This is a genomic window from Microvirga sp. VF16, assembly GCF_016864375.1.
GTDB lineage: Bacteria > Pseudomonadota > Alphaproteobacteria > Rhizobiales > Beijerinckiaceae > Microvirga.
This window is the reverse complement of the sequence record NZ_CP069354.1, coordinates 4,778,937-4,803,368: the sequence shown is the minus strand read 5'-3', so window position 1 is coordinate 4,803,368 and position 24,432 is coordinate 4,778,937. Positions and strand designations below refer to the sequence as shown.

22 protein-coding genes and 1 tRNA gene are annotated in these 24,432 nt (G+C 63.6%); 14 read left to right on the top strand and 9 right to left on the bottom strand.

Annotated features, from left to right (window positions below):
* Nucleotides 1-243 precede the first annotated feature (243 nt).
* Both JO965_RS22530 and JO965_RS22525 read left to right on the top strand, forming a co-directional pair.
* A complete protein-coding gene (locus JO965_RS22530) occupies nucleotides 244-1,470 on the top strand; it encodes a lytic murein transglycosylase (RefSeq protein WP_203441196.1) in 1,227 nt (408 codons plus the stop codon).
* 57 nt (nucleotides 1,471-1,527) lie between these two features.
* A complete protein-coding gene (locus tag JO965_RS22525; RefSeq protein WP_203441195.1) occupies nucleotides 1,528-2,787 on the top strand; it encodes a DUF459 domain-containing protein in 1,260 nt (419 codons plus the stop codon).
* A gap of 76 nt (nucleotides 2,788-2,863) precedes the next feature.
* On the opposite strand, the gene JO965_RS22520 is transcribed toward JO965_RS22525, so the two are convergent.
* Entirely contained in the window at nucleotides 2,864-4,285 is a 1,422-nt protein-coding gene (locus JO965_RS22520) for a glutamate synthase subunit beta (RefSeq protein WP_203441194.1), read from the bottom strand.
* An 18-nt stretch (nucleotides 4,286-4,303) separates the two neighbouring features.
* Complete coding sequence (gene gltB / locus JO965_RS22515; protein WP_203444314.1) at nucleotides 4,304-8,965, bottom strand: glutamate synthase large subunit; 4,662 nt, start codon at nucleotides 8,963-8,965, stop codon at nucleotides 4,304-4,306.
* A gap of 597 nt (nucleotides 8,966-9,562) precedes the next feature.
* Between gltB and JO965_RS22510 the strand changes: the two genes are divergently transcribed.
* Nucleotides 9,563-10,639 carry a low specificity L-threonine aldolase gene (locus JO965_RS22510; protein ID WP_203441193.1) on the top strand — a complete coding sequence of 359 codons (1,077 nt, stop codon included), beginning with the start codon at nucleotides 9,563-9,565 and terminating at the stop codon, nucleotides 10,637-10,639.
* A 161-nt stretch (nucleotides 10,640-10,800) separates the two neighbouring features.
* Here the strand turns inward: JO965_RS22510 and JO965_RS22505 are convergent, their stop codons facing one another.
* Entirely contained in the window at nucleotides 10,801-11,259 is a 459-nt protein-coding gene (locus tag JO965_RS22505; RefSeq protein ID WP_203441192.1) for an Hsp20 family protein, read from the bottom strand.
* Nucleotides 11,260-11,449: 190 nt separating this feature from the next.
* Here JO965_RS22505 and JO965_RS22500 point away from each other — a divergent pair, with 190 nt between their 5' ends.
* Nucleotides 11,450-12,511 (top strand): alpha/beta hydrolase, encoded by a 1,062-nt coding sequence (locus JO965_RS22500; RefSeq protein WP_203441191.1) that lies wholly within the window; start codon nucleotides 11,450-11,452, stop codon nucleotides 12,509-12,511.
* On the opposite strand, the gene hisN is transcribed toward JO965_RS22500, so the two are convergent.
* A complete protein-coding gene (gene hisN, locus JO965_RS22495; protein WP_203441190.1) occupies nucleotides 12,431-13,213 on the bottom strand; it encodes a histidinol-phosphatase in 783 nt (260 codons plus the stop codon). The two genes, JO965_RS22500 and hisN, sit on opposite strands and share 81 nt — an antisense overlap.
* A 230-nt stretch (nucleotides 13,214-13,443) precedes the next feature.
* Here hisN and JO965_RS22490 point away from each other — a divergent pair, with 230 nt between their 5' ends.
* On the top strand, nucleotides 13,444-14,703 hold the full coding sequence (locus JO965_RS22490; protein ID WP_203441189.1) for an MFS transporter: 1,260 nt from the start codon (nucleotides 13,444-13,446) through the stop codon (nucleotides 14,701-14,703).
* 172 nt (nucleotides 14,704-14,875) lie between these two features.
* Here JO965_RS22490 and JO965_RS22485 read toward each other — a convergent pair whose 3' ends face one another.
* Nucleotides 14,876-15,766 (bottom strand): N-formylglutamate amidohydrolase, encoded by an 891-nt coding sequence (locus JO965_RS22485; RefSeq protein ID WP_203441188.1) that lies wholly within the window; start codon nucleotides 15,764-15,766, stop codon nucleotides 14,876-14,878.
* 175 nt (nucleotides 15,767-15,941) lie between these two features.
* On the opposite strand from JO965_RS22485, the gene cpdR reads away from it, so the two are divergent.
* From cpdR to JO965_RS22460, 5 genes are all read left to right on the top strand, one after another.
* Entirely contained in the window at nucleotides 15,942-16,298 is a 357-nt protein-coding gene (gene cpdR, locus JO965_RS22480; RefSeq protein WP_036361886.1) for a cell cycle two-component system response regulator CpdR, read from the top strand.
* Between the two features lie 89 nt (nucleotides 16,299-16,387).
* Nucleotides 16,388-16,462 (top strand) — tRNA-Val (locus tag JO965_RS22475).
* A 43-nt stretch (nucleotides 16,463-16,505) separates the two neighbouring features.
* Nucleotides 16,506-16,631, top strand: coding sequence for a type B 50S ribosomal protein L36 (gene ykgO / locus JO965_RS22470; RefSeq protein WP_009763379.1), 126 nt, complete (start codon nucleotides 16,506-16,508; stop codon nucleotides 16,629-16,631).
* 69 nt (nucleotides 16,632-16,700) lie between these two features.
* Entirely contained in the window at nucleotides 16,701-17,306 is a 606-nt protein-coding gene (locus JO965_RS22465; RefSeq protein WP_203441187.1) for a M48 family metallopeptidase, read from the top strand.
* 15 nt (nucleotides 17,307-17,321) lie between these two features.
* Nucleotides 17,322-18,305: an alpha/beta fold hydrolase gene (locus JO965_RS22460; RefSeq protein ID WP_203441186.1), complete on the top strand. Its 984-nt coding sequence runs from the start codon at nucleotides 17,322-17,324 to the stop codon at nucleotides 18,303-18,305.
* Here the strand turns inward: JO965_RS22460 and pyk are convergent.
* The 3 genes from pyk to JO965_RS22445 form a co-directional block, all read right to left on the bottom strand.
* Nucleotides 18,296-19,732, bottom strand: coding sequence for a pyruvate kinase (pyk, locus tag JO965_RS22455; RefSeq protein WP_203444313.1), 1,437 nt, complete (start codon nucleotides 19,730-19,732; stop codon nucleotides 18,296-18,298). The genes JO965_RS22460 and pyk overlap by 10 nt on opposite strands.
* Nucleotides 19,733-19,734: 2 nt before the next feature.
* Nucleotides 19,735-20,196: a DUF1036 domain-containing protein gene (locus JO965_RS22450; RefSeq protein ID WP_203441185.1), complete on the bottom strand. Its 462-nt coding sequence runs from the start codon at nucleotides 20,194-20,196 to the stop codon at nucleotides 19,735-19,737.
* A gap of 192 nt (nucleotides 20,197-20,388) precedes the next feature.
* Nucleotides 20,389-21,327, bottom strand: coding sequence for a DMT family transporter (locus JO965_RS22445; RefSeq protein WP_203441184.1), 939 nt, complete (start codon nucleotides 21,325-21,327; stop codon nucleotides 20,389-20,391).
* Nucleotides 21,328-21,437: 110 nt separating this feature from the next.
* Between JO965_RS22445 and JO965_RS22440 the strand changes: the two genes are divergently transcribed.
* The 3 genes from JO965_RS22440 to JO965_RS22430 all read left to right on the top strand — a co-directional run bounded on the left by JO965_RS22440 (nucleotide 21,438) and on the right by JO965_RS22430 (nucleotide 22,906).
* The gene (locus tag JO965_RS22440) at nucleotides 21,438-22,277 is read left to right on the top strand and encodes an N-formylglutamate amidohydrolase (protein ID WP_203441183.1); all 840 of its coding nucleotides are present in this window, start codon (nucleotides 21,438-21,440) and stop codon (nucleotides 22,275-22,277) included.
* A gap of 4 nt (nucleotides 22,278-22,281) precedes the next feature.
* Nucleotides 22,282-22,587, top strand: coding sequence for a DUF1244 domain-containing protein (locus tag JO965_RS22435; RefSeq protein ID WP_203441182.1), 306 nt, complete (start codon nucleotides 22,282-22,284; stop codon nucleotides 22,585-22,587).
* 61 nt (nucleotides 22,588-22,648) lie between these two features.
* The gene (locus JO965_RS22430; protein WP_036355032.1) at nucleotides 22,649-22,906 is read left to right on the top strand and encodes a DUF2312 domain-containing protein; all 258 of its coding nucleotides are present in this window, start codon (nucleotides 22,649-22,651) and stop codon (nucleotides 22,904-22,906) included.
* A 62-nt stretch (nucleotides 22,907-22,968) separates the two neighbouring features.
* Here the strand turns inward: JO965_RS22430 and JO965_RS22425 are convergent, their stop codons facing one another.
* On the bottom strand, nucleotides 22,969-23,415 hold the full coding sequence (locus JO965_RS22425) for a thioesterase family protein (RefSeq protein WP_203441181.1): 447 nt from the start codon (nucleotides 23,413-23,415) through the stop codon (nucleotides 22,969-22,971).
* Between the two features lie 149 nt (nucleotides 23,416-23,564).
* Here JO965_RS22425 and JO965_RS22420 point away from each other — a divergent pair, with 149 nt between their 5' ends.
* Entirely contained in the window at nucleotides 23,565-24,425 is an 861-nt protein-coding gene (locus tag JO965_RS22420; RefSeq protein ID WP_203441180.1) for a DUF1989 domain-containing protein, read from the top strand.
* The last annotated feature ends 7 nt before the right edge of the window (nucleotides 24,426-24,432 follow it).

The window sequence follows — 24,432 nt, the reverse complement described above, 5'->3', positions numbered from 1 at the left end:
TTTCGTCGTTGCATGTGCCTCATTGCAGCTCCGACCTGAATTGGAGCTGAAGTGTTGTGGTTAAGCTGCCAACAACGGCGGTTTTGAGGAGGGGCCGCCTTGGCGATGCCGATCATGATTGCCACAGGTGACTACGGTATGACCGTGCGGAAGGCTGCATCAGGATGCACTATCAACCGGCTGTTAACCCGTTTAGTGTCGCATTGGCAGGGCAGATCTGTCCTGTTTCCGTGAGCGACTTCCATGCGCCTGCCGCTTTCCCTGGTGTGCCGCCTTTCCGGCGCGCTCCTTCTCGGTTTGAGCCTCACCATGGGTGGGGGCGGCAGTGTTCCGCCCGTCCAGGCGCAGGACGCTTCCCAGGCCGGGTTCCAGCGCTTCGTGCAGGGGCTGTGGCCTGCCGCCAAGGCGCGGGGCGTGTCGCGGGCGACCTTCGAGGAGGCGTTCCGGGGCGTCGAGCCCGACGCCAAGATCATCGCGCTTACGAAAAAGCAGTCCGAATTCGTCCGTCCGATCTGGGATTACATCAACGGTGCCATCTCGGCTCAGCGCCTGAAGCGCGGCCAGGAGATGGCCGCCGAGTGGTCGAAGACCCTCGCCATGGTCGAGCGGACCTATGGGGTTCCGCGCTCCGTGGTCCTCGGCGTCTGGGGCATGGAGACCAATTTCGGCAGCTTCACCGGATCGATCTACGCGGTCCGGGCGCTGGCGACCCTGGCCTATACCGGCTATCGGGGCGATTTCTTCAAGGAAGAGCTGCTCACCGCGCTCCAGATCCTGGAAGGCGAGCATATCGACCGCTCCAGGATGCTGGGCTCCTGGGCAGGCGCCATGGGCCAGACCCAGTTCATGCCCTCGAGCTTCATGAAATTCGCCGTCGACGGCAACCGGGATGGAATGCGGGACATCTGGTCCTCGGTGCCAGACGCCATGGCCTCGACCGCCAATTACCTGCGTCAGCACGGCTGGCAGCCGGGCTTGCCCTGGGGCTTCGAGGTAGCGCTGCCGCGGGGCTTCGATTACCAGCACTTGCGGCAGGATTTCGCCCGCTGGAACGCCGTGGGTGTCCGCCGGCTGGATGGCAAGGCCATGCCTCGCTCCGGCGAGGCCAGCCTGTTCCTGCCGGGTGGTGCAGGGGGACCCGCCTTCCTGGTGACCCGCAACTACGACGTGATCAAGGCCTACAATTCCTCGGATGCCTATGCCATGGGCGTGGCTCATCTCGGCGACCGGCTCTTGGGCGGGCAGCCGATCCAGGGCGCATGGCCCAAGGACAAGCCCATGCTGGACAAGGATCAGAGCCAGGAGTTGCAGGAGCGTCTCGCCCGCCTCGGATTCTATGAAGGCAACACCGACGGCAAGCTCGGCTCCAAGACCCGGGAGGCCGTGCGGAACTTCCAGCTGCGCCGTGGCTTGATCCCGGATGGCTATGCCGATTACGCGGTCCTGCGGGAATTGCGTGCGACCCGCTGACGGAGTTCCCGCAAGGCTCTATATTCAAGGCTGGTCCGGAATGAAGTGGAACCGCCTATGACCATGGTGCCGATTCTTCGCCGACTGTTCCTGGCCCTGCTGCTGGCAGTCCTTGGGGGCAGTGCGGCCCTGGCCCAGTCCGGCTATTATCAGCAACAGCAGCAGCAGCCTCGGCGCGATCTACGGGCCTATCCGCCCGGCTATTATCCCGGAAAGCTCGTGCAGCCGGCACCTCAGCGACCGCAGGGATTCAGCCTGAGACGCTTCTTCGGCGTTCCGGACGATCCTCCGGCGCCCGCGCGGGCGCCCGTGGCCCGGCCGCGCAAGTCCGCTCCCGCGGCGGCTGCCGTCGCCAGGCAGGAGAAGCCGAAGGTCGATCCGAGCACCCATGTGGTGGTGTTTGGCGATGCCCTGGCCGGGTTCGCCCGCCAGGGGCTCGAGGCGCATTTCGCCGAAAACCAGGATGTGGAAGTCGTCGCGAAGGTGCGCGGCGATGTCAGCCTCGTCCGCGCCGATCCGGCCGAATGGCCGAATTTCATCAAGGCAACGCTCGATGGCGGACAGAAAACGAGTGTCGCCGTCGTGATGCTGGGAACGAGCGACCGGCAGTCGATCAGGGAGGGGGACGAGTCGATCGAGCCCCTGTCCGACCGCTGGAAGGAGCTCTACCGGCAGCGGGTCGATGCGATTACGACCGTCTTCAAGGAGCGTCGGATCCCTGCAGTCTGGATCGGTCTGCCGCCGATGAAGAACAGCAAGATCTCCGACGACCTGGTCGCCATGAATGAGATCTACAAGGAGAGCGTCCAGCGCAACGGCGGCGCCTATGTGGATATCTGGCCCGGTTTCGTCGACGATGAAAACCGCTATACGCCCGACGGTCCCGATGTCGACGGCGAGCCTGCCAAGTTGCGCACCAACGAGGGCATATTCTTCACCCGTGCAGGCTCACGCAAGGTCGCCTTCTTTGCCGATACCGAGATCAAGCGGATCCTCGGGCAGGGCGGGACAGCAACGGCCGCCGCTCCCAATCCGGCCGATATCACACCCGCGGATGGCTCTTCCCCTCCCTCGGTCGAGGCAGCGATCCCCGCGCCGCCGGATGCCGCCGCACCGGTCTCCCTGCCGTCGAAGCCTTTGATCGGTCCGGTCCTGCCTCTGACCCGTCAGGATGTGACTCCGGGCGGAACGCTCGTATCGGCACCGCCGAAGCTCACCGGCGACAATGCCTATACGATCCAGCGTGCCCTGCGGGTCGGAATCGCCCCAGGCTCACGTCCCGGCCGGGCCGACGATTTCCGGTGGCCCAATCCCTGAGACGATCTGAAGACATGAAAAAGCGGCGGTCATCTTGCGATGAGCCGCCGCTTTCATTGTGCAGACTTTCGAAATTCTACTCCGGCAGGATGCTGGAGCCCATCAGGAAGGTGTCGATGGAGCGGGCGGCCTGACGGCCTTCGCGGATGGCCCACACCACCAGGGACTGGCCGCGGCGCATGTCGCCGGCGACGAACACCTTCTCGCTCGACGTGCGGTAGCTCTTGTCGTCGGCCACCACGTTGCCGCGGCGGTCCATGGCGACGCCCGATTCGTCCAGCAGGCCTGCCTTCACCGAGCCGGCGAAGCCGATGGCGAGGAAGACAAGATCGGCCTTGAGCACGAATTCAGTGCCGGCTATCGGCTGGCGCTTCTCGTCCACGCGGGCGCATTGCACCCCGGTTGCCTGACCCTTCTTCCCGACGATGCCGAGCGTTGCCGCCTGGAATTCGCGCTCCGCGCCTTCTGCCTGAGATGAGGAGGTGCGCATCTTGGTCGGCCAATAGGGCCACACCGTCAGCTTGTCCTCACGCTCGGGCGGCTTGGGACGGATGTCGAGCTGCGTCACGGAGAGAGCGCCCTGGCGGAAGGCGGTGCCGACGCAGTCGGACGCCGTGTCGCCGCCGCCGATCACCACCACGTGCTTGCCGCTCGCGAGGATGGGTTCTGCCGTGACCTCCTCGTTGCCGACGCGCTGATTCGCTTGCGTGAGATAGGGCATGGCGAAATGCACGCCGGCGAGATCCTGTCCCGGCAGGTACGGATTGCGCGGATCTTCCGCGCCGCCCGCAAACAGTACGGCATCGAACTCGTTGTGAAGCGAGGCGAAGCTCTTGTCGACGCCGACATTGACGCCGCAATGGAAGATTACGCCTTCGGCTTCCATCTGCTTCACGCGTCGGTCGATATGGTACTTCTCCATCTTGAAGTCCGGGATGCCGTAGCGCAGCAACCCGCCGGGCTTCGCCTGGCGCTCGAACACATGCACTTCATGGCCCGCGCGAGCGAGCTGCTGGGCGGCTGCCATGCCGGCCGGCCCTGAGCCGATGACAGCGACGCGCTTGCCCGTGGTGATCTCGGAAGGCTCCGGCTTCACGAAGCCCATCTCCCACGCCTTGTCGGCGATGGCCTGCTCGATGGTCTTGATCGTGACCGGCTGGTTTTCGAGATTCAGTGTGCAGGCTTCCTCGCACGGAGCCGGGCAGATGCGGCCCGTGAATTCCGGGAAGTTGTTGGTGGTGTGGAGGTTGCGCGCGGCCTCCTCCCAGTCGTCGGACCAGACCAGATCGTTCCAGTCTGGAATCTGGTTGTGCACCGGACAGCCCGTCGGACCGTGGCAGAACGGGATGCCGCAATCCATGCAGCGTCCCGCCTGCTTCTTCAGGTCGTTGTCGTCGAGCGGCAGCGTGAATTCGCGGAAGTGGCGCACGCGTTCCCCGGCGAGCTGATACTTCTGCTCCTGCCGGTCGTATTCGAGAAAGCCTGTGACCTTGCCCATGGGTTTGCCCTAAATTCCTTATTCCGCTGCCTGGAGGTTCCGGAGACGATCCATCTCCTGGAGCGCACGGCGATACTCGACCGGCATGACCTTCACGAACTTGGTGCGGTAGGTCGTCCAGTTGTCGAGGATCTCCTTGGCGCGCGTCGAGCCCGTATAGGTGTGATGGTTGGTGATGAGCTGCATCAGGCGCTCCTCATCGGGGCCGGACATGTTGGCCATGATGTCGATGCGGCCCTTGGTTTCCAGATCGCCGCCGTGATGGTGAAGGCGGCGCATCAGGTCCTCCTCCTCTTCGACGGGTTCGAGATCGACCATGGACAGATTACAGCGCTTGGTGAACGTGCCGTCCTCGTCGAGCACATAGGCGATGCCGCCCGACATGCCCGCCGCGAAGTTGCGTCCGGTCTGACCCAGCACGACCACGAGGCCGCCGGTCATGTATTCGCAGCCGTGATCGCCCGTGCCCTCGACCACCGCGATGGCACCCGAGTTGCGCACGGCGAAACGCTCGCCCGCGACACCGCGGAAATACGCTTCACCCGCGATGGCGCCGTACATCACCGTGTTGCCGACGACGATGGAGTTCTCAGGCAGAGCCTTCGAGTCAGGTGACGGTGCGATGATGATCTTGCCGCCCGACAGACCCTTGCCGACATAATCGTTGGCTTCGCCTTCGAGATTGAGCGTCACACCACCCGCCAGCCACGCACCGAAGCTTTGGCCCGCGGTGCCTTTCAGCTTCACGGTGATCGTGTCGTCGGGCAGTCCCTCATGGCCGTAGCGCTTCGCCACCTCGCCGGAGAGCATGGCGCCCACCGTGCGGTCAGAGCTTTTCACCTTCGACTCGATGGTGACGGCCTCGCCGCTCTCCAGCGCGGTACCTGCCTGCGCGATGAAATCGCGGTCGAGCACGTTGGCGATCGGGTGAACCTGACGCTCCAGATGGCGAATCGCCACATTCGTGGGCACTTCCGGCTTGTGGAACAGCTTCGTGAAATCGAGGCCCTTCGCCTTCCAGTGATCGATAGCCGCGTTCTTGTCGAGAAGGTCGGACTGGCCGATCATGTCGTCGAACGTGCGGAAGCCCATCTCGGCCATCAGCTCGCGCACTTCCTCGGCGACGAAGAAGAAGTAGTTGATGACGTGCTCGGGCAGTCCCTTGAAGCGCTTGCGCAGCACCGGGTCCTGTGTGGCCACGCCGACAGGGCAGGTGTTGAGATGGCACTTGCGCATCATGATGCAGCCGGCCGCGATCAGCGGCGCGGTAGAGAAGCCGTACTCATCGGCACCGAGCAAGGCTGCGATGATGACATCGCGGCCCGTGCGCAGGCCGCCGTCCGCCTGCAGCGCCACGCGTCCGCGCAGGCGGTTGAGCACGAGGGTCTGCTGGGTCTCGGCAAGGCCGATCTCCCATGGCGAGCCCGCATGCTTGAGCGAGGTGAGGGGAGACGCGCCCGTGCCGCCCTCGAAGCCGGAGATCGTGATGTGGTCGGCGCGCGCCTTGGCAACGCCTGCCGCCACCGTGCCGACGCCGACTTCAGCCACGAGCTTCACCGACACGTCGGCGGAAGGGTTCACGTTCTTCAAATCGAAGATCAGCTGCGCCAGATCCTCGATGGAGTAGATGTCGTGATGCGGCGGCGGCGAGATGAGACCGACGCCGGGGGTCGAGTGGCGAACGCGAGCGATCTTCACGTCGACCTTGTGGCCCGGAAGCTGGCCGCCTTCGCCGGGCTTGGCACCCTGCGCCACCTTGATCTGCATCATGTCCGCGTTGACGAGATATTCCGTCGTCACGCCGAAGCGACCGGAGGCCACCTGCTTGATGGCGGAACGCTTGGACATGCCGTTCGGCAGCGGACGGAAGCGCTCCGGCTCCTCGCCGCCTTCGCCGGTGTTGGACTTGCCGCCGATGGCGTTCATGGCGAGCGCGAGCGTCTCGTGCGCTTCCTTCGAAATCGAACCGAAGGACATGGCGCCGGTGGAGAAACGTTTCACGATCTCCTGGGCCGGCTCCACGTCGTTGATGTCGACGGATGCCCGTCCCGTCTCGTCCGCCTTCTTGATGCGGAAGAGACCACGGATCGTCTTGAGCTCGTTGTCCTGCTCGTTCACGAGGCGGGCGTATTCGCGGTAGCGGTCCTGCGCGTTGAGACGCACGGCATGCTGCAGCGTCGCGACCGTGTCCGGGTTCCAGGCATGCACTTCGCCGCGCTGACGATAGGCGTATTCGCCGCCCACATCGAGGGCGTTGCGGTAGATCGGAGCGTCGCCGAAGGCGTCGCGGTGGCGGCGCACGTTCTCTTCGGCCACCTCGTTCATGCCGATGCCCTCAATCGAGGTCGTGGTGCCGAAGAAGTCACGGGACACGAAGTCGGACTTGAGGCCGACCGCGTCGAAGATCTGCGCGCCGCAATAGGACTGGTAGGTGGAGATGCCCATCTTGGACATCACCTTGAGCAGGCCCTTGCCGATGGACTTGATGTAGCGCTTGATCGCCTCATCCGCGTCCACCTCTTCCGGCAGCTCGCCATTCTCGAGCATGTCCGCGATGGTCTCGAAGGCGAGATACGGATTGATCGCTTCCGCGCCGTAGCCGGCAAGGCAGGCGAAGTGATGGATCTCGCGCGGCTCACCGGACTCGACCACGAGACCGACAGAGGTGCGAAGCCCTTTCCGGATCAGGTAGTTGTGCACGGCCGCCGTGGCGAGCAGCGCCGGGATCGGAATACGGTCCGGACCGACCATGCGGTCGGTAAGAATGATGATGTTGTAGCCGCCATGCACGGCCGCTTCCGCGCGGTCGCAGAGACGGTCGAGCGCACCGTCGAGGGCCGCCGCGCCGAGTTCGGCGTCATAGGTGATGTCGAGGGTCTTCGTGTCGAAACGGTCCTCGAAATGGCCGATGCAGCGGATCTTCTCCAGATCCTCGTTGGTGAGGATCGGCTGGCGCACTTCGAGACGCTTGCGGCGCGATGTGCCTTCGAGATCGAGGATGTTCGGGCGCGGGCCGATGAACGACACGAGGCTCATGACGAGCTCCTCGCGGATCGGGTCGATCGGCGGGTTCGTCACCTGCGCGAAGTTCTGCTTGAAATAGGTATACAGAAGCTTCGACTTGTCGGAGAGCGCGGAGATCGGTGTGTCCGATCCCATGGAGCCGACGGCTTCCTGGCCAGTGACGGCCATGGGCTGCATGAGAAGCTTCAGGTCTTCCGCCGTGTAGCCGAAGGCCTGCTGGCGGTCGAGGAGCGACACGTCCGTGCGCGATTCACGCGCCTGCACGGGCTTCAGGTCTTCGAGCACGATCTGCGTGCGCTTCAGCCATTCCTTGTAGGGATGGGCGTTCGAGAGCTGCTGCTTGATCTCGTCGTCGGAGACGATGCGGCCTTCCTCCAGGTCGATGAGCAGCATCTTGCCCGGCTGCAGGCGCCACTTCTCGACGATCTTCTCTTCCGGAATCGGCAGAACGCCCATCTCGGAGGCGAGCACCACGAGACCGTCGTCGGTCACGAGATAGCGTGCAGGACGCAGGCCGTTGCGGTCGAGCGTCGCGCCGATCTGCTTGCCGTCGGTGAAACACACAGCGGCGGGGCCATCCCAGGGCTCCATGAGGGCGGCGTGATACTCGTAGAAGGCACGCCGGTCGTCGTTCATGAGCGGGTTGCCGGCCCAGGCTTCCGGGATCAGCATCATCATGGCGTGCGAGAGCGAGTAGCCGCCGCGCACCAGGAATTCGAGCGCGTTGTCGAAACAGGCGGTGTCGGACTGACCCTCATAGGAGATGGGCCAGAGCTTCGAGATGTCGTTGCCGAAGAGCTCGGAATCGACCGAGGCCTGACGGGCCGCCATCCAGTTCACGTTGCCGCGCAGCGTGTTGATCTCGCCGTTGTGGGCGACCATGCGGTAGGGATGCGCCAGCTGCCAGGTCGGGAAGGTGTTGGTGGCGAAGCGCTGGTGCACGAGGGCGATGGCGCTCTCGAAGCGCTCGTCCTGCAGGTCGAGGTAATAGTCGCGCAACTGCGTGACCAGCACCATGCCCTTGTAGACGATGGTGCGCGAGGACAGGCTGACCGGGTAATAGCCGACTGTCCGCGCATCCTTCATGTCGTAGACGGCGTTGGAGATGACCTTGCGGGCGAGGAACAGGCGGCGCTCGAAGGTCTCGGCGTCGTCCATTCCCTTGCCCTTGCCGATGAAGATCTGGCGGTGCTGCGGCTCGGTGGCCTTCACGCTCTCGCCGAGATCGCTCGAATCCACCGGCACTTCGCGCCAGCCGAGAACCTGCAGGCCCTCGTCGGCGATCGCCTTGGTGACGATCTCCTCGACGAGCTTAAAGCCTTCCGGATCGCGCGGCATGAACAGGTGGCCGACACCGTACTGGCCTTCCTCGGGCAACCAGATGCCGACCTTGGCGCACTCGGCGGCGAAGAACTTGTGCGGGATCTGAACCAGGATGCCGCAGCCGTCGCCCATCTTAGGGTCAGCACCGACCGCGCCGCGATGGTCGAGATTGTGCAGGATGGACAGGCCCTGCTCGACGATGTCGTGCGACTTGCGGTTCTTCATGTCGGCGATAAAGCCGACGCCGCAGGAATCCTGCTCGTTGGAAGGGTCGTAGAGGCCCTGGGCGGCGGGCAGGCCCGGATCGCGCACCACTTTGACCGTATCCGCCATCGTGGCTGTGCGGCTCGGCACTTGGGTTTCCAGGCTCTTGATCGGCTCGTCGCTCATGGCAGATCCTCACATCCGAACGCGTATTCAGGTTCTTTGAGGCGGCTTTTGGGCCTGCCGGATGATCGGATCGTCCGGAGTGCCCGCCGCTTCTTCGGGTTTTCGAGGGTTGGGTCCGGCAGGGGAGCCCGCACCTCGCGGGCACCTTTGGGCTGTCGTCAGCCCAGAGTCGCCCGTTCCGCCCACGTTTTGCGGGCGGTTTTCGTGGTATCTCGTTTCGTTCGCGTCAGGCGAAGCATCAAGAAAACCCCAGGGCGAAGGTAGGAGTGCAGGCACTCCAAAAGGGACAGCATCGCTGTCCTAATAAGGGCAAAGTGCCAGAGTTCGACGCAGCGCACAAGAGGGTTTAGAAATATTTTAGACAAAAGTTACAAGCCGACGACTCAGAATGTAACAAAAGCAGCTTTTAGGCCCTAGGAACGAAAGTCTCCACCGATGGGTCAATGACCTTGACATGTTGTTCGTAGCCGACCCTAGAGCAGTCTAGCCATGTCCGAATGGGCATTTCCCTTTCCCAGGCGATGCTCTAGGAAACGCTTCATGAACTTCGCGAGCGACAATATCGTGGGGGCCAGCGCTCCCGTTCTCCAAGCCATCATGCAGGCCAATGCCGGGACCATGACGGCTTACGGCAACGACGAGATCTCGAAGCGCGTCAGAGCGTGTTTCAACGAGATCTTCGAGCGCGAGGTTTCCGTGTTCTTCGTGACCACCGGGACGGCCGCCAACGCGCTGGCCCTTGCCTCCGCCGTGCCGCCCTACGGCCTCTGCGTCTGCCATCGGGAGGCGCACATCATCGACGATGAGTGCGGCGCGCCTGAATTCTTCATGCATGGGGCAAAGCTTGCAGGGCTGCCGGGCATCGGCGCCAAGCTGAGCGCCGAAGACGTTGTGGCCTATCTCAAGAGCCTCCCCAAGGCGGTCAAGCAGATGCCGCCGAAGGGGTTGTCGATCTCGCAGGTGAGCGAGGGCGGCATGGTCTACAGCCTCGACGAGATTGCGGCCCTCGGGGCGATCTGCCGCGAGCATGGCCTGTCCTTCCACATGGACGGTGCGCGCTTCGTCAACGCCCTCGTGTCGCTCGGCTGCACTCCGGCGGAGATGACCTGGAAGCAGGGCGTCGACATTCTCTCCTTCGGCGCGACCAAGAACGGCGGCCTGATGGCCGAGGCCATCGTGGTGTTCAGGAAAGATCTGGCGGAGGCGCTCGACTACCGCTCCAAGCGCGCCGGCCAGATCATCTCCAAAGGCCGTCTCATCGCCGCGCAGTTCGAGGGCTACTTCGCCGACGATCATTGGCTCGACAATGCGCGCCATGCCAATCGCATGGCAGCATTCCTCTCGGAAGGCTTGCTGCAATTGCCGCGCGTGCGTTTGGCTTGGCCGACTCAAGCCAACGAAGTCTTCCCGATCATCCCGAAGACACTGGACCAGGCGCTGAAGGCCGCCGGCATACTCTACAATCCGTGGACCGAATTGAGCCTGCCCGAGACCGAGCGGGTCGGCGATCACAAGGTGTTGATCCGGCTCGTTACCTCCTGGGCCTCTAGGGAAGAGGACGTCCGCAGGCTGCTGGAGGTCGCTTCTTCGGGATTATCGCGCGAAGCCGCCGAGTGATTGCCCTAACCCTGCCGCAATCACCCGCGATTGCTTTTCTCCAGAGACCCTTGACCGACGGGGCCCCTCCAGCCCCAGCGGGACACCAAGGACCAGGATCCGACAAATAAAAAGCGCCCCGGCCGAACCGGGGCGCTCTTCGTTTGGGCTCAGAAAACTGGTTACGCAGCCTGCTTGGCTTCGATGGCCTGAGCACCGTTCGAGGAAATCGGAATAAGCTTCGGCTTCTTGGCCTCCGGGATCTCGCGAACGAGGTCGAGATGGAGCAGGCCGTTCTCGAGGGCCGCACCCATCACCTGCACGCCGTCAGCCAGCTGGAAGCGCCGGTCGAAGCTGCGCGCCGCGATGCCCTGATGGAGCACGTCGGTTTTACGCTCTTCGGAGGGCTTGCGCTCGCCGCGGACGGAGAGGGTGTTTTCCTTGACCTCGATGGTCAGGTCTCGGTCGGTGAAGCCGGCAACCGCGATCGAGATGCGATAGGCATTCTCGCCGGTGCGCTCGATGTTGTAGGGCGGGTAGCTCGGGGCCGCATCGACGCTGACGAGCTGGTCGAGCATCGAGAAGAGACGGTCGAAGCCGACCGTGTTGCGGTAGAGGGGAGCAAGATCGTACTGTCGCATGGCATATCCTCCGCTTGAAGCGACATGCAGAATGAGGATCCACCGTGAAATGGCTGGATCCGGGTTGATGTGCCGCCATCATGGCCGGCACATTTTTCGATGTGGGAGCCGATACGTTTGCTTTCAAGAGGCACGTTTCTTAAGCTCAGGACGCCCTATAAAAGCGTGAGCTTTTGAGTTGGAAACTCCCGTGGAATTCATCGCCACCCCTGACAATCCCGTGCCCGGCGAGCCGAAGCTCGTCAGTGTCACGACGCACGACGGCATCACGCTTCGGGCCGCCACCTGGATGCCGGAGACCGAGGAACCTCAAGGGACGGTCTGCATCCTGCAGGGCAGGGCGGAGTTCATCGAAAAGTATTTCGAGACGGTGGGCGAACTGCTCGACCGGGGCTTTGCCGTCGTCGCCTTCGACTGGCGCGGGCAGGGGCTCTCCGGACGACAGGTGAAGAATCCCCGCAAGGGTCATGTCCGGCGCTTTTCCGATTTCCGGCACGACCTGGAGGCGATTCGCGACCAGATCCTGGTGCCGCGCATGCCGCAGCCGCATTTCGGCCTCGCCCATTCCATGGGTGGCGCCATCGCATTGAACGCGGCTTATGAAACCTGGCTGCCCTTCCGCCGGCTCGTGACCACGACGCCGATGATCGCGCTCTGCATCATCAAGCGCACTCGCACCAGTGCCTTTTTTGCGAGGAGCCTGCGGTTTCTCGGAATGGGCGGAATGTTCGTGCCCGGCGGCGGTGAGACGTCGATTTCCACCATGCCGTTCAAGGGCAATCGCCTGACATCCGATCCCGTGCGCTATGCCCGCAACGCCGAGGCTGCCCACGCCATCGGAGCCGGTGCCATCGGAGCTCCAAGTGTGGCTTGGCTCGACGGCGCCTTCCGCCTGATGAAGCGCTTCGCCGATCCGCGCTACGCCATCAAGATCCGCCTGCCGACGCTTATCGTCGCGGCCGGTGCCGATCCGGTCTGCGCCACCCCGGCCACCGAGCGCTTTGCCTCACGGCTCAAGGCCGGCTCCGTCATCGTCATTCCGGGCGCCCGGCATGAAATCCTGATGGAGCGGGATGCGATCCGCGAGCAGTTCTGGGCCGCCTTCGACGCCTTCATTCCCGGCACTCCCGATCCGGAAGTCGGAGCGAAGCGCAAGCTCGCTGAAGCCGGTCTAGCGGCTGAGCAGCTCGATGGCGGCGGCGTGGACCCGGCGGTCGCCCGCAGCGACGATGCGCCCGCCATCGGCCGCTGAGCTCCCCTCCCAGGTGGTCACGATGCCGCCGGCCCCCTCGATGATCGGCACCAGAGCCGCGATGTCGTAGGGCTTCAGTCCCGACTCGACCACGAGGTCGATATGGCCTGCGGCCAGCATGCAATAGGCATAGCAATCGCAACCGTAGCGGGCGAGGCGAGCGACGCTCTCCACCCGATCATAGGCGCGCAGCTCGTCGCCCGCGAAGAGGCGCGGGCTGGTGGTGGAGATGACGGCGTCCTTGAGCGAAGCGCAGCGGCGCGTCAGGAGCCTGCGCTCGCCGCCCGGACCCCGATAGGTCGCGCTGCCGCCGTCGCCGAAAAAGCGCTCGCCGGTGAAGGGCTGGTGCATCATGCCGAAGACCGGCTGGCGCTTGTAGGTCAGCCCGATCAGCGTACCCCAGGTCGGAAGCCCGGCGATGAAGGCCCGGGTTCCATCGATGGGATCGAGCACCCAGACGTAATCCGCATCCTCGCGCTCGGCGCCGAATTCCTCGCCGACGATGCCGTGGGTGGGGAAGCTGCGCTTGATCAGGTGGCGCATGGTCGCTTCACTCGCGCGGTCCGCCTCAGTGACGGGATCGAAGGCACCACCGCGGGACTTGTCTTCGGTCGCGATGGCCGTGCGGAAGAAGGGCAGGATTGCTTGGCCCGATTGGGTCGCGAGCTCGTTGACGAAATGCGTGAAGTCGATGAGCCCCATGACGCGCGTATCCCCTTAAAGACTAAAGCATCGGACCCAAAAGTGGATTTGCACTTTTGGGATCGATCCGATGCTCAATCCCTTAAGTGGCGCATCGTCGGGCGCGGAAAATCGGATCCACTTTTCCACACGATGCGCTATGCGGGCGCCCTTGGCCCGCTGGCGATCAGCTTTTATCAAGCGCATGGCGCGCGGCAAGAGAGCGGCAGCGTCAAAGGGGTACGGTATCGATGAATTTTGCGCCCAAGCTTGGCACGACCCGTTCGGAAGCGGCCCTACTCCTGATCGCGGTGCTCGCCGCTCTCTATGCGATCAGCCAGTTCCTGCGCAATTCCATCGGCGTCATCGCCAACGATCTGGCCCGCGAGCTTCATCTCTCGGCCACCCAGACGGGCCTGCTTTCCAGCGCCTTCTTCTTCTCCTTCGCGGCGGTTCAGATTCCCATTGGCATTCTCATCGATCGCTATGGTCCGAAGCGGACGATGCTGGCGACCGCTGTGCTGACGGTGGCAGGTACCGTTCTCTTCGCGCTCGCCCCTGACGCCTCCGTACTCATCGCCGCGCGGGCGCTCATGGGGCTCGGCTGCTCCACCTTCTTCATGGCGCCCCTCGTGATCTATGCCCGGCGCTTCCCGCCGGAACGTTTCGCAGGGCTTACGAGCCTGCAGATGGGCTTGGCGAATTTGGGCACTCTGGCGGCGACGGCGCCGTTAGCCGCCTCGGCGGCCGTCTTCGGCTGGCGTACCTCGTTCCTTGCGGTGGCCGCCCTGACGATCGTCATCGTTCTCGCCATCGCCTGGATCGTGCCCCGGGATTCCGGCAGCCAGCAAACGAAGGAAACCTGGGTGGCCACCTTCCGTGGTGTGTCGGATGCCTTGAAGGTGCCGTCCTTCTGGCCGGTCTTCTTCATGCACCTGACCACCTATGGGTGCTTTGCCTCCGTCGTCGGGCTCTGGGGCGGGCCATGGCTGTCGGATGTGCACGGGGCCGACCTCGGCACGAGGGGCAGTATCCTGCTCCTCGGGGCAACGGCGCAGATCTGCGGCATGCTGCTCTGGGGAGCCATGGACCGGTTCTGGGGCAGCTACAAGAGGCCCGTTTTGATCGGTAGCACGGCAACAATCCTGCTTCTGAGCGTCCTTGTCCTCGCGCCTCTCGACCGAACCTCCGCTGCTGTCTGGTTCCCGCTGTTCGGTCTCTGCATCGCCTATACGCCCATCCTCACCAGTCACGGAAAGTCGCTGTTTCCACCATCTCTGACAGGCCGGGGTATCACGCTGATGAATATCGGCACCATGGGAGGGGCCTTCCTCTCTCAGAGCGTGACGGGAATGCTGATCGATCTGATGGGACGGTCGGACCAGGGCCTCTATCGGCCCGAGGGTTATCGGCTCGTTTTTGCGGCTCTCGCGGGCTGGCTGCTCCTCAGTCTTGCTTTTTATGTCAGAGCCATCGACCCGCATCCCAGCAGCCATGCATATAGGGCATGACAAAAGCAAAGATTTTTGTTGCATTTTGTGCGATGCGGCGTAATTATTGCAGTGCGATATGGCGATGGCGTCGCCTTATCGTAGCCCTTCTTGGGCGTTTCCTCCCTAAACTTCGGGCCGCTGGCAACAGTGGCCTTTTTTCTTGCCTGGTTGAGGGAAATGGCGCCGGGGATTACTCCGCCGCGATGGGCCGGATCGTCAATTCACCCTCGATATCCGCAATCACCTGAGCAAAGGCCTGGGCCAGGTCGTCCGCCAGGACCGCGAAGCCAGGTTTCTGGTGCATGCTGCGCTCGTCCATATAGAGCGCGCGATTGATTTCGATCTGGAGCGCATGCCGTCCGAGGGCCGGTTCGCCGTAATGCTCGGTGATGAAGCCACCCGCATAGGGCTTGTTGCGGATCACCGTATAGCCGCGTCCGCGCAAGGCCGCCTCCACGAGGTCGATCAGCAGGGTGGCGCAGCTCGTGCCGTAGCGGTCTCCCAGCACGATATCGGCCTTGGCCCCGTCCTCGCGGCTGACGCTGGAGGAGGGCATGGAATGGCAATCGATGAGGACGGCATGCCCGAAATGCTGGGCCGTGCGGCGCACGAGATGCCGAAGGGTCCGGTGATAGGGCTTATAGAGCCATTCGATCCGGTGCAGGGCTTCCTCCACATGGAGGCGCGTTCGGTAGATCTCCTGCCCGTCGGCCACGATGCGCGGAATGGTCCCCAGGCCCCCGGCCACCCGCATGGAGCGGGTATTGGTGAAGGGCGGCAGGCGGCCATCGAACATGCGGGAATCGAGTTCGTAGGGCTCCCGGTTCAGGTCGAGATAGGCCCGCGGAAAGCGCGCCGTCATGAGAGGGGCGCCGAGATCCGTCATCGCGCCGAACAGCTCGTCGACGAAGGCGTCCTCGGATCGCCTCAGAGCGACGGCGTCGAGCCGGGACGCAGCCAGAAAGGAAGCCGGATAGACGGCTCCCGCATGCGGCACGTTGAAGACGAAGGGAATCGTCTGGGCCGAAGGTTCGGTGACGGTGAAGGGAGGATCGAACTCATCGACGATGGTGGGCCGCATCAGAAAATGTGCTGTGTTGGAAAGGGAAATCAGGTGTTCGGACTAGTGTAAGGCAGCGTTGCCGCCTGTCCATGACAATATCGTAGCAACGCCGCATCGTACTTTCACGGCTTGTTTACCCCAATGCGCGATGAAGAGGCTAAGACCATCCGCCACGATTCGGGACTGGCAACCGATGAAGATCCTTCTTGCCGAAGACGACAACGACATGCGCCGCTTCCTCGTGAAGGCGCTCGAGAACGCGGGCTACGACGTCGCCTCGTTCGATAACGGCCTTTCCGCCTATAACCGCCTGCGCGAGGAGCCCTTCGAGCTTCTTTTGACGGACATCGTCATGCCGGAGATGGATGGCATCGAGCTGGCCCGTAAGGCCACCGAGCTCGATCCGGAAATCAAGGTGATGTTCATCACCGGCTTTGCCGCGGTCGCCCTCAACCCGGATTCCCAGGCCCCGCGCGACGCCAAGGTCCTGTCGAAGCCGTTCCACCTGCGCGACCTGGTGAGCGAAGTCGATAAAATGATGGCTGCCTAAAAAAGGGCGGCCTTCAGGCTTGCGCCAAGGCCCGCTTGTGGGTATATCGCCCCCACAGCCGAAGCGGGACGTCAAAATCACCGTTTCCCGGGCGCGTAGCTCAGCGGGAGAGCACTACGTTGACATCGTAGGGGTCGCTGGTTCGATCCCAGCCGCGCCCACCATTTTCTTTTTCCGGCCTTCCCGAAGGGCCGCAGGAGACCGGATATGAAGATCCGTAACTCGTTGAAGTCGATCCGCGGCCGTCACCGCGACAACCAGCTGGTTCGTCGCAAGGGCCGGGTCTACATCATCAACAAGACCCAGAAGCGCTATAAGGCTCGCCAGGGCTAAGTTCGCTGCGGCAATGCCGCACACAAGAATCTGAATTGACCGCGCATGCCGGGATCCTAAAATCCCGGCATGCGCTTTTTCGCGTCCATACTGATCGTATCGCTGAGCTTGGCCGCACTCCCGCTGGGTGCGCAGGAGCCTGCGCGTCCCAAGGATTCGAAGGAGCAGGCCCAGCCGCCTCAGGTCCGCCCGCGCGCTTCCACGCTGGATGAGCTCTTCGAACGTCTCGGCAAGGCCCAAACCGAGCGGGAGGCCGAGGGTATCGCGTCCTTGATCGAGCGGCGTTTCGCCCGGTCCGGCTCCGATACGGCCGATCTTCTTCTGAGCCGGGCAGCGGAAGCCTTCAACAAGAAGGATTTCCCGCTCGCCATCGAGCTGATCGACCGCGTCCTGGTGCTCCAGCCCAACTGGGCTGAAGCCTGGTACAAGCGGGCGACCGTCTTCTACCAGCTCGACGATCCGGTCGGCGCCATGGCCGATCTGCACCGGGCGATCAAGATCGAACCCCGCCATTTCAACGCCTGGACCGGGCTTGGCCATATCCTGATGGCCTCGGACGACAAGACGCGGGCCCTGCAGGCCTATCGCCGGGTGCTCACGATCAATCCGCAGATGACCGACGTGAAGACCATCGTGAACCGTCTCGGCCCCGAGGTTGACGGGCACGACCTATAAATCCACGTTGCAGGGATGTCCCTGCTTCTTCTCATCGTTGTTGCGCTTCTCCTCGTTCTCGGTTCGGGGGCCGCGTTCACCTATCTCTATGCCTGGTGCATCGAGCGGCGTTTCCCGCCGACCGGCCGGTTCGTCGAGGTCGAGGGCTGTCGACTCCATTACCGGGAGGAGGGACCGAAGAATGAGCCGCGCGGGACCGTCGTCCTGCTGCACGGTGCCTCATCCAACCTCGTCGAATCCATGCTCGGTCTCGGCTGGGCGCTCTCGCAAAGCTACCGGGTCCTCGCCTTCGACCGCCCCGGCCATGGCTGGAGCGAGCGCAAGCCCGGATTGAGTGAAGCCGATCCTGCCCGGCAAGCGGCGCTGATCGCCGGTGCTCTAAGGCAGTTGGGCGTTCGCAACGCCGTTATCGTCGGACATTCCTGGTCGGGAACCATCGTCCCACATCTCGCCCTCGATCATGCCGACGTGACGGGGGCGATCCTCGTCCTTTCCGGCATTACCTCGCCCTGGCCCGGCGGCACGATCGGCTGGTACCGGCGCCTGATCGATTCCTGGACTGGCTGGCTGCTGTTGCGGACGCTTGCCGTGCCGCTTCTTCTCATGCTCCGGCCCTGGATCAAGGAAAAGACCTTCTGGCCGCAGCCGGCCCCACGGGGCATCGTGAAAAAGGGCTTCATTCCGCTCGCCTTCCGGCCGAGATCCTATGAAGCCAACATGCAGGACTTCGCGGTCATGTATGATGCGGTCGTGCGGCAGAGCGTGCGCTATCGGGACATTCGCCTGCCGACGGTGGTGGTGGCCGGTGACAGTGACGAGATCGTCTGGACCGATCTCCACAGCCTCTCCTTCGCCCGGGAGGTGCCGGGCGCCGAGCTGATCCTGATGCCGGGCATCGGCCACATGCCGCAATATGCAGACGGAAAGACTGTTCTTGTCGCAATCGAAGCCCTAGCCGAGCGGATCGCGCCGGCCAGGGTCGGGGTCGGTTACGCCTGAGCGGCGTGTTCCTGGTTGACGAAGGCGATGCGCACCATGTTGGTGGCACCCGGCGTGCCGAAGGGCATGCCGGCCACGACGATGATGCGGTCCCCGACGGTCGAGTGGCCCTCGCGCAGGGCGAACTTGCAGGCGCGGAAGGCCATGTCGTCGATGTCGCTGGCATCCTTGGTGCGGATCGAATGCACACCCCAGACCAGCGCCAGGCGCCGGGCCGTGTTCTGGCTCGGGGTGAGTGCGATCACCGTCGAGTTCGGCCGCTCGCGGGCGATGCGGAAGGCCGTCGAGCCTGAGAAGGTCCAGGCGGCCACCGTTTTGATGTTGAGCGTGTCGGCGATCTGGTGCGAGGCCGCCGCAATGGCGTCCGAGCCGGTGGCTTCCGGCTCCGCGTTCAGGGTGCGCATGATCGACCAGTAGCTCTGGTCCTGCTCCACCTCTTCCGCGATCCGGCTCATGGTGGCTACGGCGTCAACCGGATACTGACCCGAGGCGCTCTCTGCCGAAAGCATGACCGCATCCGCACCGTCATAGACGGCGGTCGCGACGTCGGAGACTTCGGCGCGGGTCGGCACCGGCGCGGTGATCATCGATTCCAGCATCTGGGTCGCCACGACGACGGGTTTGCCGAGGCGGCGCGCCGTGCGGATGATCCGCTTCTGGATGCCGGGGACCTTCTCCAGCGGCATCTCCACGCCGAGATCGCCGCGCGCGACCATGACCGCATCGGAGATCTCCGTGATCTCGTCGAGGCGGGCGATCGCCTGCGGCTTCTCGAGCTTGGACATCACGAGCGCGCGGCCGCGGGCAACCTTCTTGACCTCGGCCACGTCCTCGGGGCGCTGCACGAAGGAGAGCGCGATCCAGTCCACACCGGCATCGAGCGCCGCTTCGAGATCCGAGCGGTCCTTGTCGGTCATCGCGGCAACCGGAATCGTGGTGTCGGGCAGGCTCACGCCCTTGCGGTTGGAGATCTTGCCGGCGACTTCCACAATCGTGGTGGCCGAGCCCTGCTTCACGCTTTTCACGCGTAGCCGCAGCTTGCCGTCATCGATTAGGATCGTGTGGCCGGGCTCGAGCGAGGACAGGATCTCGGGATGCGGCAGGTGCACGCGATTCTTGTTGCCGGGTGTCTTGTCGGCATCGAGCGTGAAGCTCTGGCCTGGCTCCAGCATGGCGCTGTCGCCCTCGAACGCGCCGACGCGCAGCTTGGGGCCCTGCAGATCGGCGAGGATCGCAATGGGGCGCTTGAACTTGGCCTCGACGGCGCGGATCATTTCGACCCGCTCCTTCAGCTTCTCACGCGGCAGATGGCTCATGTTGAGGCGGAAGACGTCGGCGCCGGCCTGGAACAGCTTGGCGATCATCTCCGGATTCTCGGAAGCCGGTCCCAAGGTTGCTAAAATCTTCGTACGCCTGTCGCGTCTCATCGTCATGGCCCCCCTGGCCGATTCGTTTCGGTGAGCTGGATCGTCCAGCTCTTCTGTTCACCTGTATCGACTTCGAAGAAGCCGCTGCGATCAAAGCCTCTGGCGAGGCAATCCTCGGTTCCGCGAATCGTGAATTCGCGCTCCCGGGTGCACATGAAGGAGCGTCCGCTCCATTCGCCGCCCCGGTCGTAATCGATGGCATAGACGTAATAGAAGCGCCCGCCGAGCTGCCCCTTGAGCAGGGTCTCGCAGCCGCGGGCGGTGAGATTCCACCAGCCTTCCGTCACCCAGCCCTGAGCGTCCCGGTAGCCGAGCGCGATGCCGACCCGGCTCGAGGTCATGTTGCACAGGCGCAGGTCCGCCTTCGCGGGCGATGCGGCCAGCAGGCACCCACCGAAAAGGAACGATACGAGTGCAAGGCTTCGCCGCCAGCGCGGAGACGATGTGAGAAATGCGGCCGTCATGGATGCGGTATGATCGAATCGAAAGGAATGAAATCGCACAATGCTGTGAGAACTATGTCGAATCGTTGTCGGTCAGAAGTTCAGCCGGAGCAAGACCTTACAGCAGGGATGCTGTCAATTTTGCAGGCCGCATGGCCTTTCCGACACTATCGGCCTGTCGCCGCCCTCCATATGGAGAGGCGGGCAACCGTTCTATTCGACGACGGCCTCAGGCTTTGGCCGCGCGATCCAGATGCCGAACAGGATCAAGGCTCCCCCTAGGCTCTGCACAAGCGTCAGTTCCTCGCCCAGGATCGCCCAGCCGAACACGGCCGCCGCAATCGCCTCCAGGAAGATCACAAGGGATGAGAAGACCGCGGGCAATCGTCCGAGCGCGATGGCAAGCAGCCCCTGGCCGCCCGCATGGCTGACATAGGACATGGCGAGAAGCGCCGCGATGCCTTGCGCCGTCTGCGGGATCACCCGCGTGTCGAAGAGAACCGCGATGACGAGAAGAATGGCGGAGGTGATCAGCCCGGCCTCGAAGGTGACCCGCGCGGCGCCTGCCGTCTTCCTGGCCTTGCTCGCAGCCAGGAAATACATGCCGAAGAAGAACGCCGTGGCGACTCCGTAGAGGTCTCCTTCGATTCTGGCCGGATCCGCATGAAGGCTCTGGCCGATCAGGGCGGTGCCGCCGAGAAGGCAGAGGGCAAGGCCCATGAAGGTGCCGCGCGATACCTGCTGCCTGAACACCAGCCAGACAGTCAGCACGACAAAGAGCGGCGCCATGGTGGCGAAGAAGGTGGCGTTCGCCACGGTCGTCTTGAGAATCGCCAGGTGCCAGAAGAAGAGGTCGCCTGCAAAGACGATGCCAGCCAGAATGCTTGCCTTGGAAAAGCGGACTTTTGGCGCGTCGGCGGGAGCGCGCTTCTCCTCGATTCGCATCCACGCATAGAGCAGGGGCAGGCAGAGCGAGACGCGCCAGAAGGCGCTGGCGAACGGCCCCACATCGGCCGGTGCCCCGCCCATATCGGCTGAGGCGAAGCGCACGAATATCGGGGAAATCCCCATGGCGATGGCGCCGAGACACAGGGCGGCAAAAGCAGACGCGAAGCCCGGCTCGAGCCGGGCCGTTGTGGATGAAGCGGGCATAACGTCGTGAAAGTGTGTTGCGCGGAACGTCGCGTTGTCAGGGTTGGAGGGGCAGGGTAAGGCTTTTCCTCCGCCGTTCAATCCATCCTGTCTGAAATCCCTCCTTCGCCATGTCCGCCTCCGCCGCGCTCAAGCTCGACGATCCTTCTCTCGAGCCTCATCCCGTCGAGATCATTCCTGGCTCCCTCGAATCGGGGATCCTGATCCTGTGCGATCACGCCTCCAACGCGGTGCCACCGGATCTCGGCGACTTGGGGCTGCCGGAATCCGAATTCGAGCGTCACATCGCCTATGACATCGGCGCCGCCGCCGTGACGCGCTCCCTGGCTCGCCGCCTCAACGCGCCGGCAATTCTCACGCAGTTCTCCCGGCTGATCATCGACCCCAACCGGGGCCGGGACGATCCGACGCTGGTCATGCGCCTGTCCGACGGCGCGGTGGTGCCGGGCAATGCCCGGGTCGACGAAGCCGAGGTTCGGCGGCGCATCGCCCGATTCTACGATCCTTACGACGATGCGATTGCGGATGCGATCCATAAGGCCATGGCGGCCGGCCATCCGCCCGTCATCGTGACGGTTCACAGCTTCACGCCGATCTGGCGCGGCTGGGCCCGGCCCTGGCATGTGGGAATCCTGTGGGACGCGGATGACCGCTTCGCCAAGCCGCTTCTGGAAGGGTTGGAGGCAGAGGACGGACTCGTCGTTGGTGACAACGAGCCCTATGATGGGGCTCTCGCGGGCGATACCGTCGACCGTCACGCCACGATCCGGGGGCTCGCCAATGCGCTCATCGAGATCCGGCAGGATCTGATTGCGTCGGACGAGGGCGCCGAAGAATGGGCCGAGCGTTTTGCCCGGCTCCTCAAGCCGCTCGCCGACCGGCAGGAACTTCGGGCGCCCAGGATTTTCGGCACCCGCACGCGCGACCGCCTGCGCCAGCACGGAGGGTAAGCCCATGAAGGATATCGACGAGAAAACCCAGGTCGAGCTGGAGGCTGCGGCCTTCCGCAGGCTCGTCGAGCATCTGCGCGAGCGGACGGACGTCCAGAACATCGATCTCATGAATCTGGCGGGCTTCTGCCGGAACTGCCTGTCTAACTGGCTGAAGGAGGCCGCCGACGAGCGGGGCATCGCTCTCTCCAAGGACGAGAGCCGGACACATGTCTACGGCATGCCCTACGAGGAATGGAAGGAGCGCCACCAGCGCGAGGCCTCCCCATCCCAGCTGGCCGATTTTGAGAAATCGAAGCCGGGGCATTAAAACGGCTTCAACCAAATGGCCATAACACTGGCTTCAACACCACAATTAAGGGGCTTCCCTCATGGATGACGCAGCTTTCAACACCGAATCCGTCGCAGCCGACCAGCTGAAGGCCTTCATCGAGCGCATCGAGCGCCTCGAAGAGGAAAAGGCCGGCATCGCGGGCGACATCAAGGACGTCTATGCCGAGGCCAAGGGCAACGGCTTCGACACCAAGGTCCTGCGCAAGATCATCTCCCTGCGCAAGCGCGACTACGCCGAGCGCCAGGAGGAGGAGGCGATCCTCGAGCTCTACATGCAGGCGCTCGGAATGGCGTAGGCAGGCATCGACCGTCGAAAGTTTTTCAAAAGGCCTCGCAGCGTGAAGCTGCGAGGCCTTTTTCATGTCCGAGGCAACCCTGTCAGCATCAGACCCTGCAGGATGTCGAGCGTCTGCGGCGGCAGAGGCGTCGAGCGGCGCGTTTCCTTGTCCACCATGACGATCGTGGCCTCCGTGGTCGCCGCGAGGCGTCCGTCGTTGAAGATGCCCTGAGCCAGGGTGAACGAACTGCGTCCGATTCTCAAAACGCCGGTGCCGATGTCGACGGTGCCCGGCCAAAAGAGCTCCGCCCGGAAATCGATCACCAGGCGGGCGATGACGAAGCTCCGGCCCTCGGTGGCGAGCGGCCGTTCCGGATCGTACATGAAGGCGACCCGGCCGATTTCCGAAAACGTGGCGAAGACCGCATTGTTGACATGGCCCTGCCGATCAAGATCCGCAAAGCGGATGTCGGTGGAGGATCGGCTTGGATAATCCTCCAGGGTGCGGTGGGCGTTCTGATCCGTCATGGGCGGTCCTTGCGATGCGGCCATAGAATACGTTGCGGCGCACGGCTCAAGCAAAAAGCGCTTCCGCCGATCAGCCATGCATCCTTACCGCTCGCTCGGAGCGATCCGGTTTCCTATAAGGAACCGATCATGAAAAGCTGGAGAGATGCATGAAGCTCCCCCGGGACCCAATGTCCGAACCTGTCGACGCGGATGCGCGTCGGAAGATTGCGCCCGTCATCTGCTATCCGGTCGACACGCTGCCACGGCCCGATCTTGCCACGTACCGCGCGGCGCGCGAGGGCTGGCAGAAGATCGACGAGGTGATCGTGCCGCCCCGCGATGCGCGCTGCTTCCAAGTACCCGCCGGCTGCTTTTTCCGCATCGTCAGCATCGAGGGCCCTCAGGTAGGCGATCTCAATCTCTGGTCGGCGAACGATCTCAATGAGCGCTTCTTCTCCGGAAAGACACGGGCTCTCAACGGTACGCATGTGTCGACCGGAGACCAGCTCTGGTCGTCCCTGCCTTACTTAAGGCCGATGGCGACGATCACCCACGACACCCTCGACTGGTATGGCTTCGACGAATTTGGCGGCTCCGTCCACGACGTGATCGGCACGCGCTGCGACCCCTACACGCACAAACTCCTCTCCGGTCACGAATACCACCATTGCTGCCACTCGAACCTGACCCGTGCGCTTGCACATCGCTTGCAGCGTCCGAAGGAGGAAGTCGAGCCTGCGGTGCATGACGTGCTCAACGTGTTCATGTGCACAGGCTTCACCCGCGATACGGGCCAGTATTTCATGAAGGCGAGCCCTGTGCGGCCGGGCGATTACCTGGAATTCTTCGCCGAGATCGATCTTTTGGGCGCGCTCTCCGCCTGCCCGGGCGGCGATTGCAGCGCGGAACATTCGAGCGATGTGGCCGTCTGCCATCCGCTGCTGGTGGAGGTCTACAGGCCGAAGGCGCCGCCTCAAGGATGGACCTCGCCGCCCCGCAGCGGCTACAGCCGCAGGCATGACGACTGAAACGAAA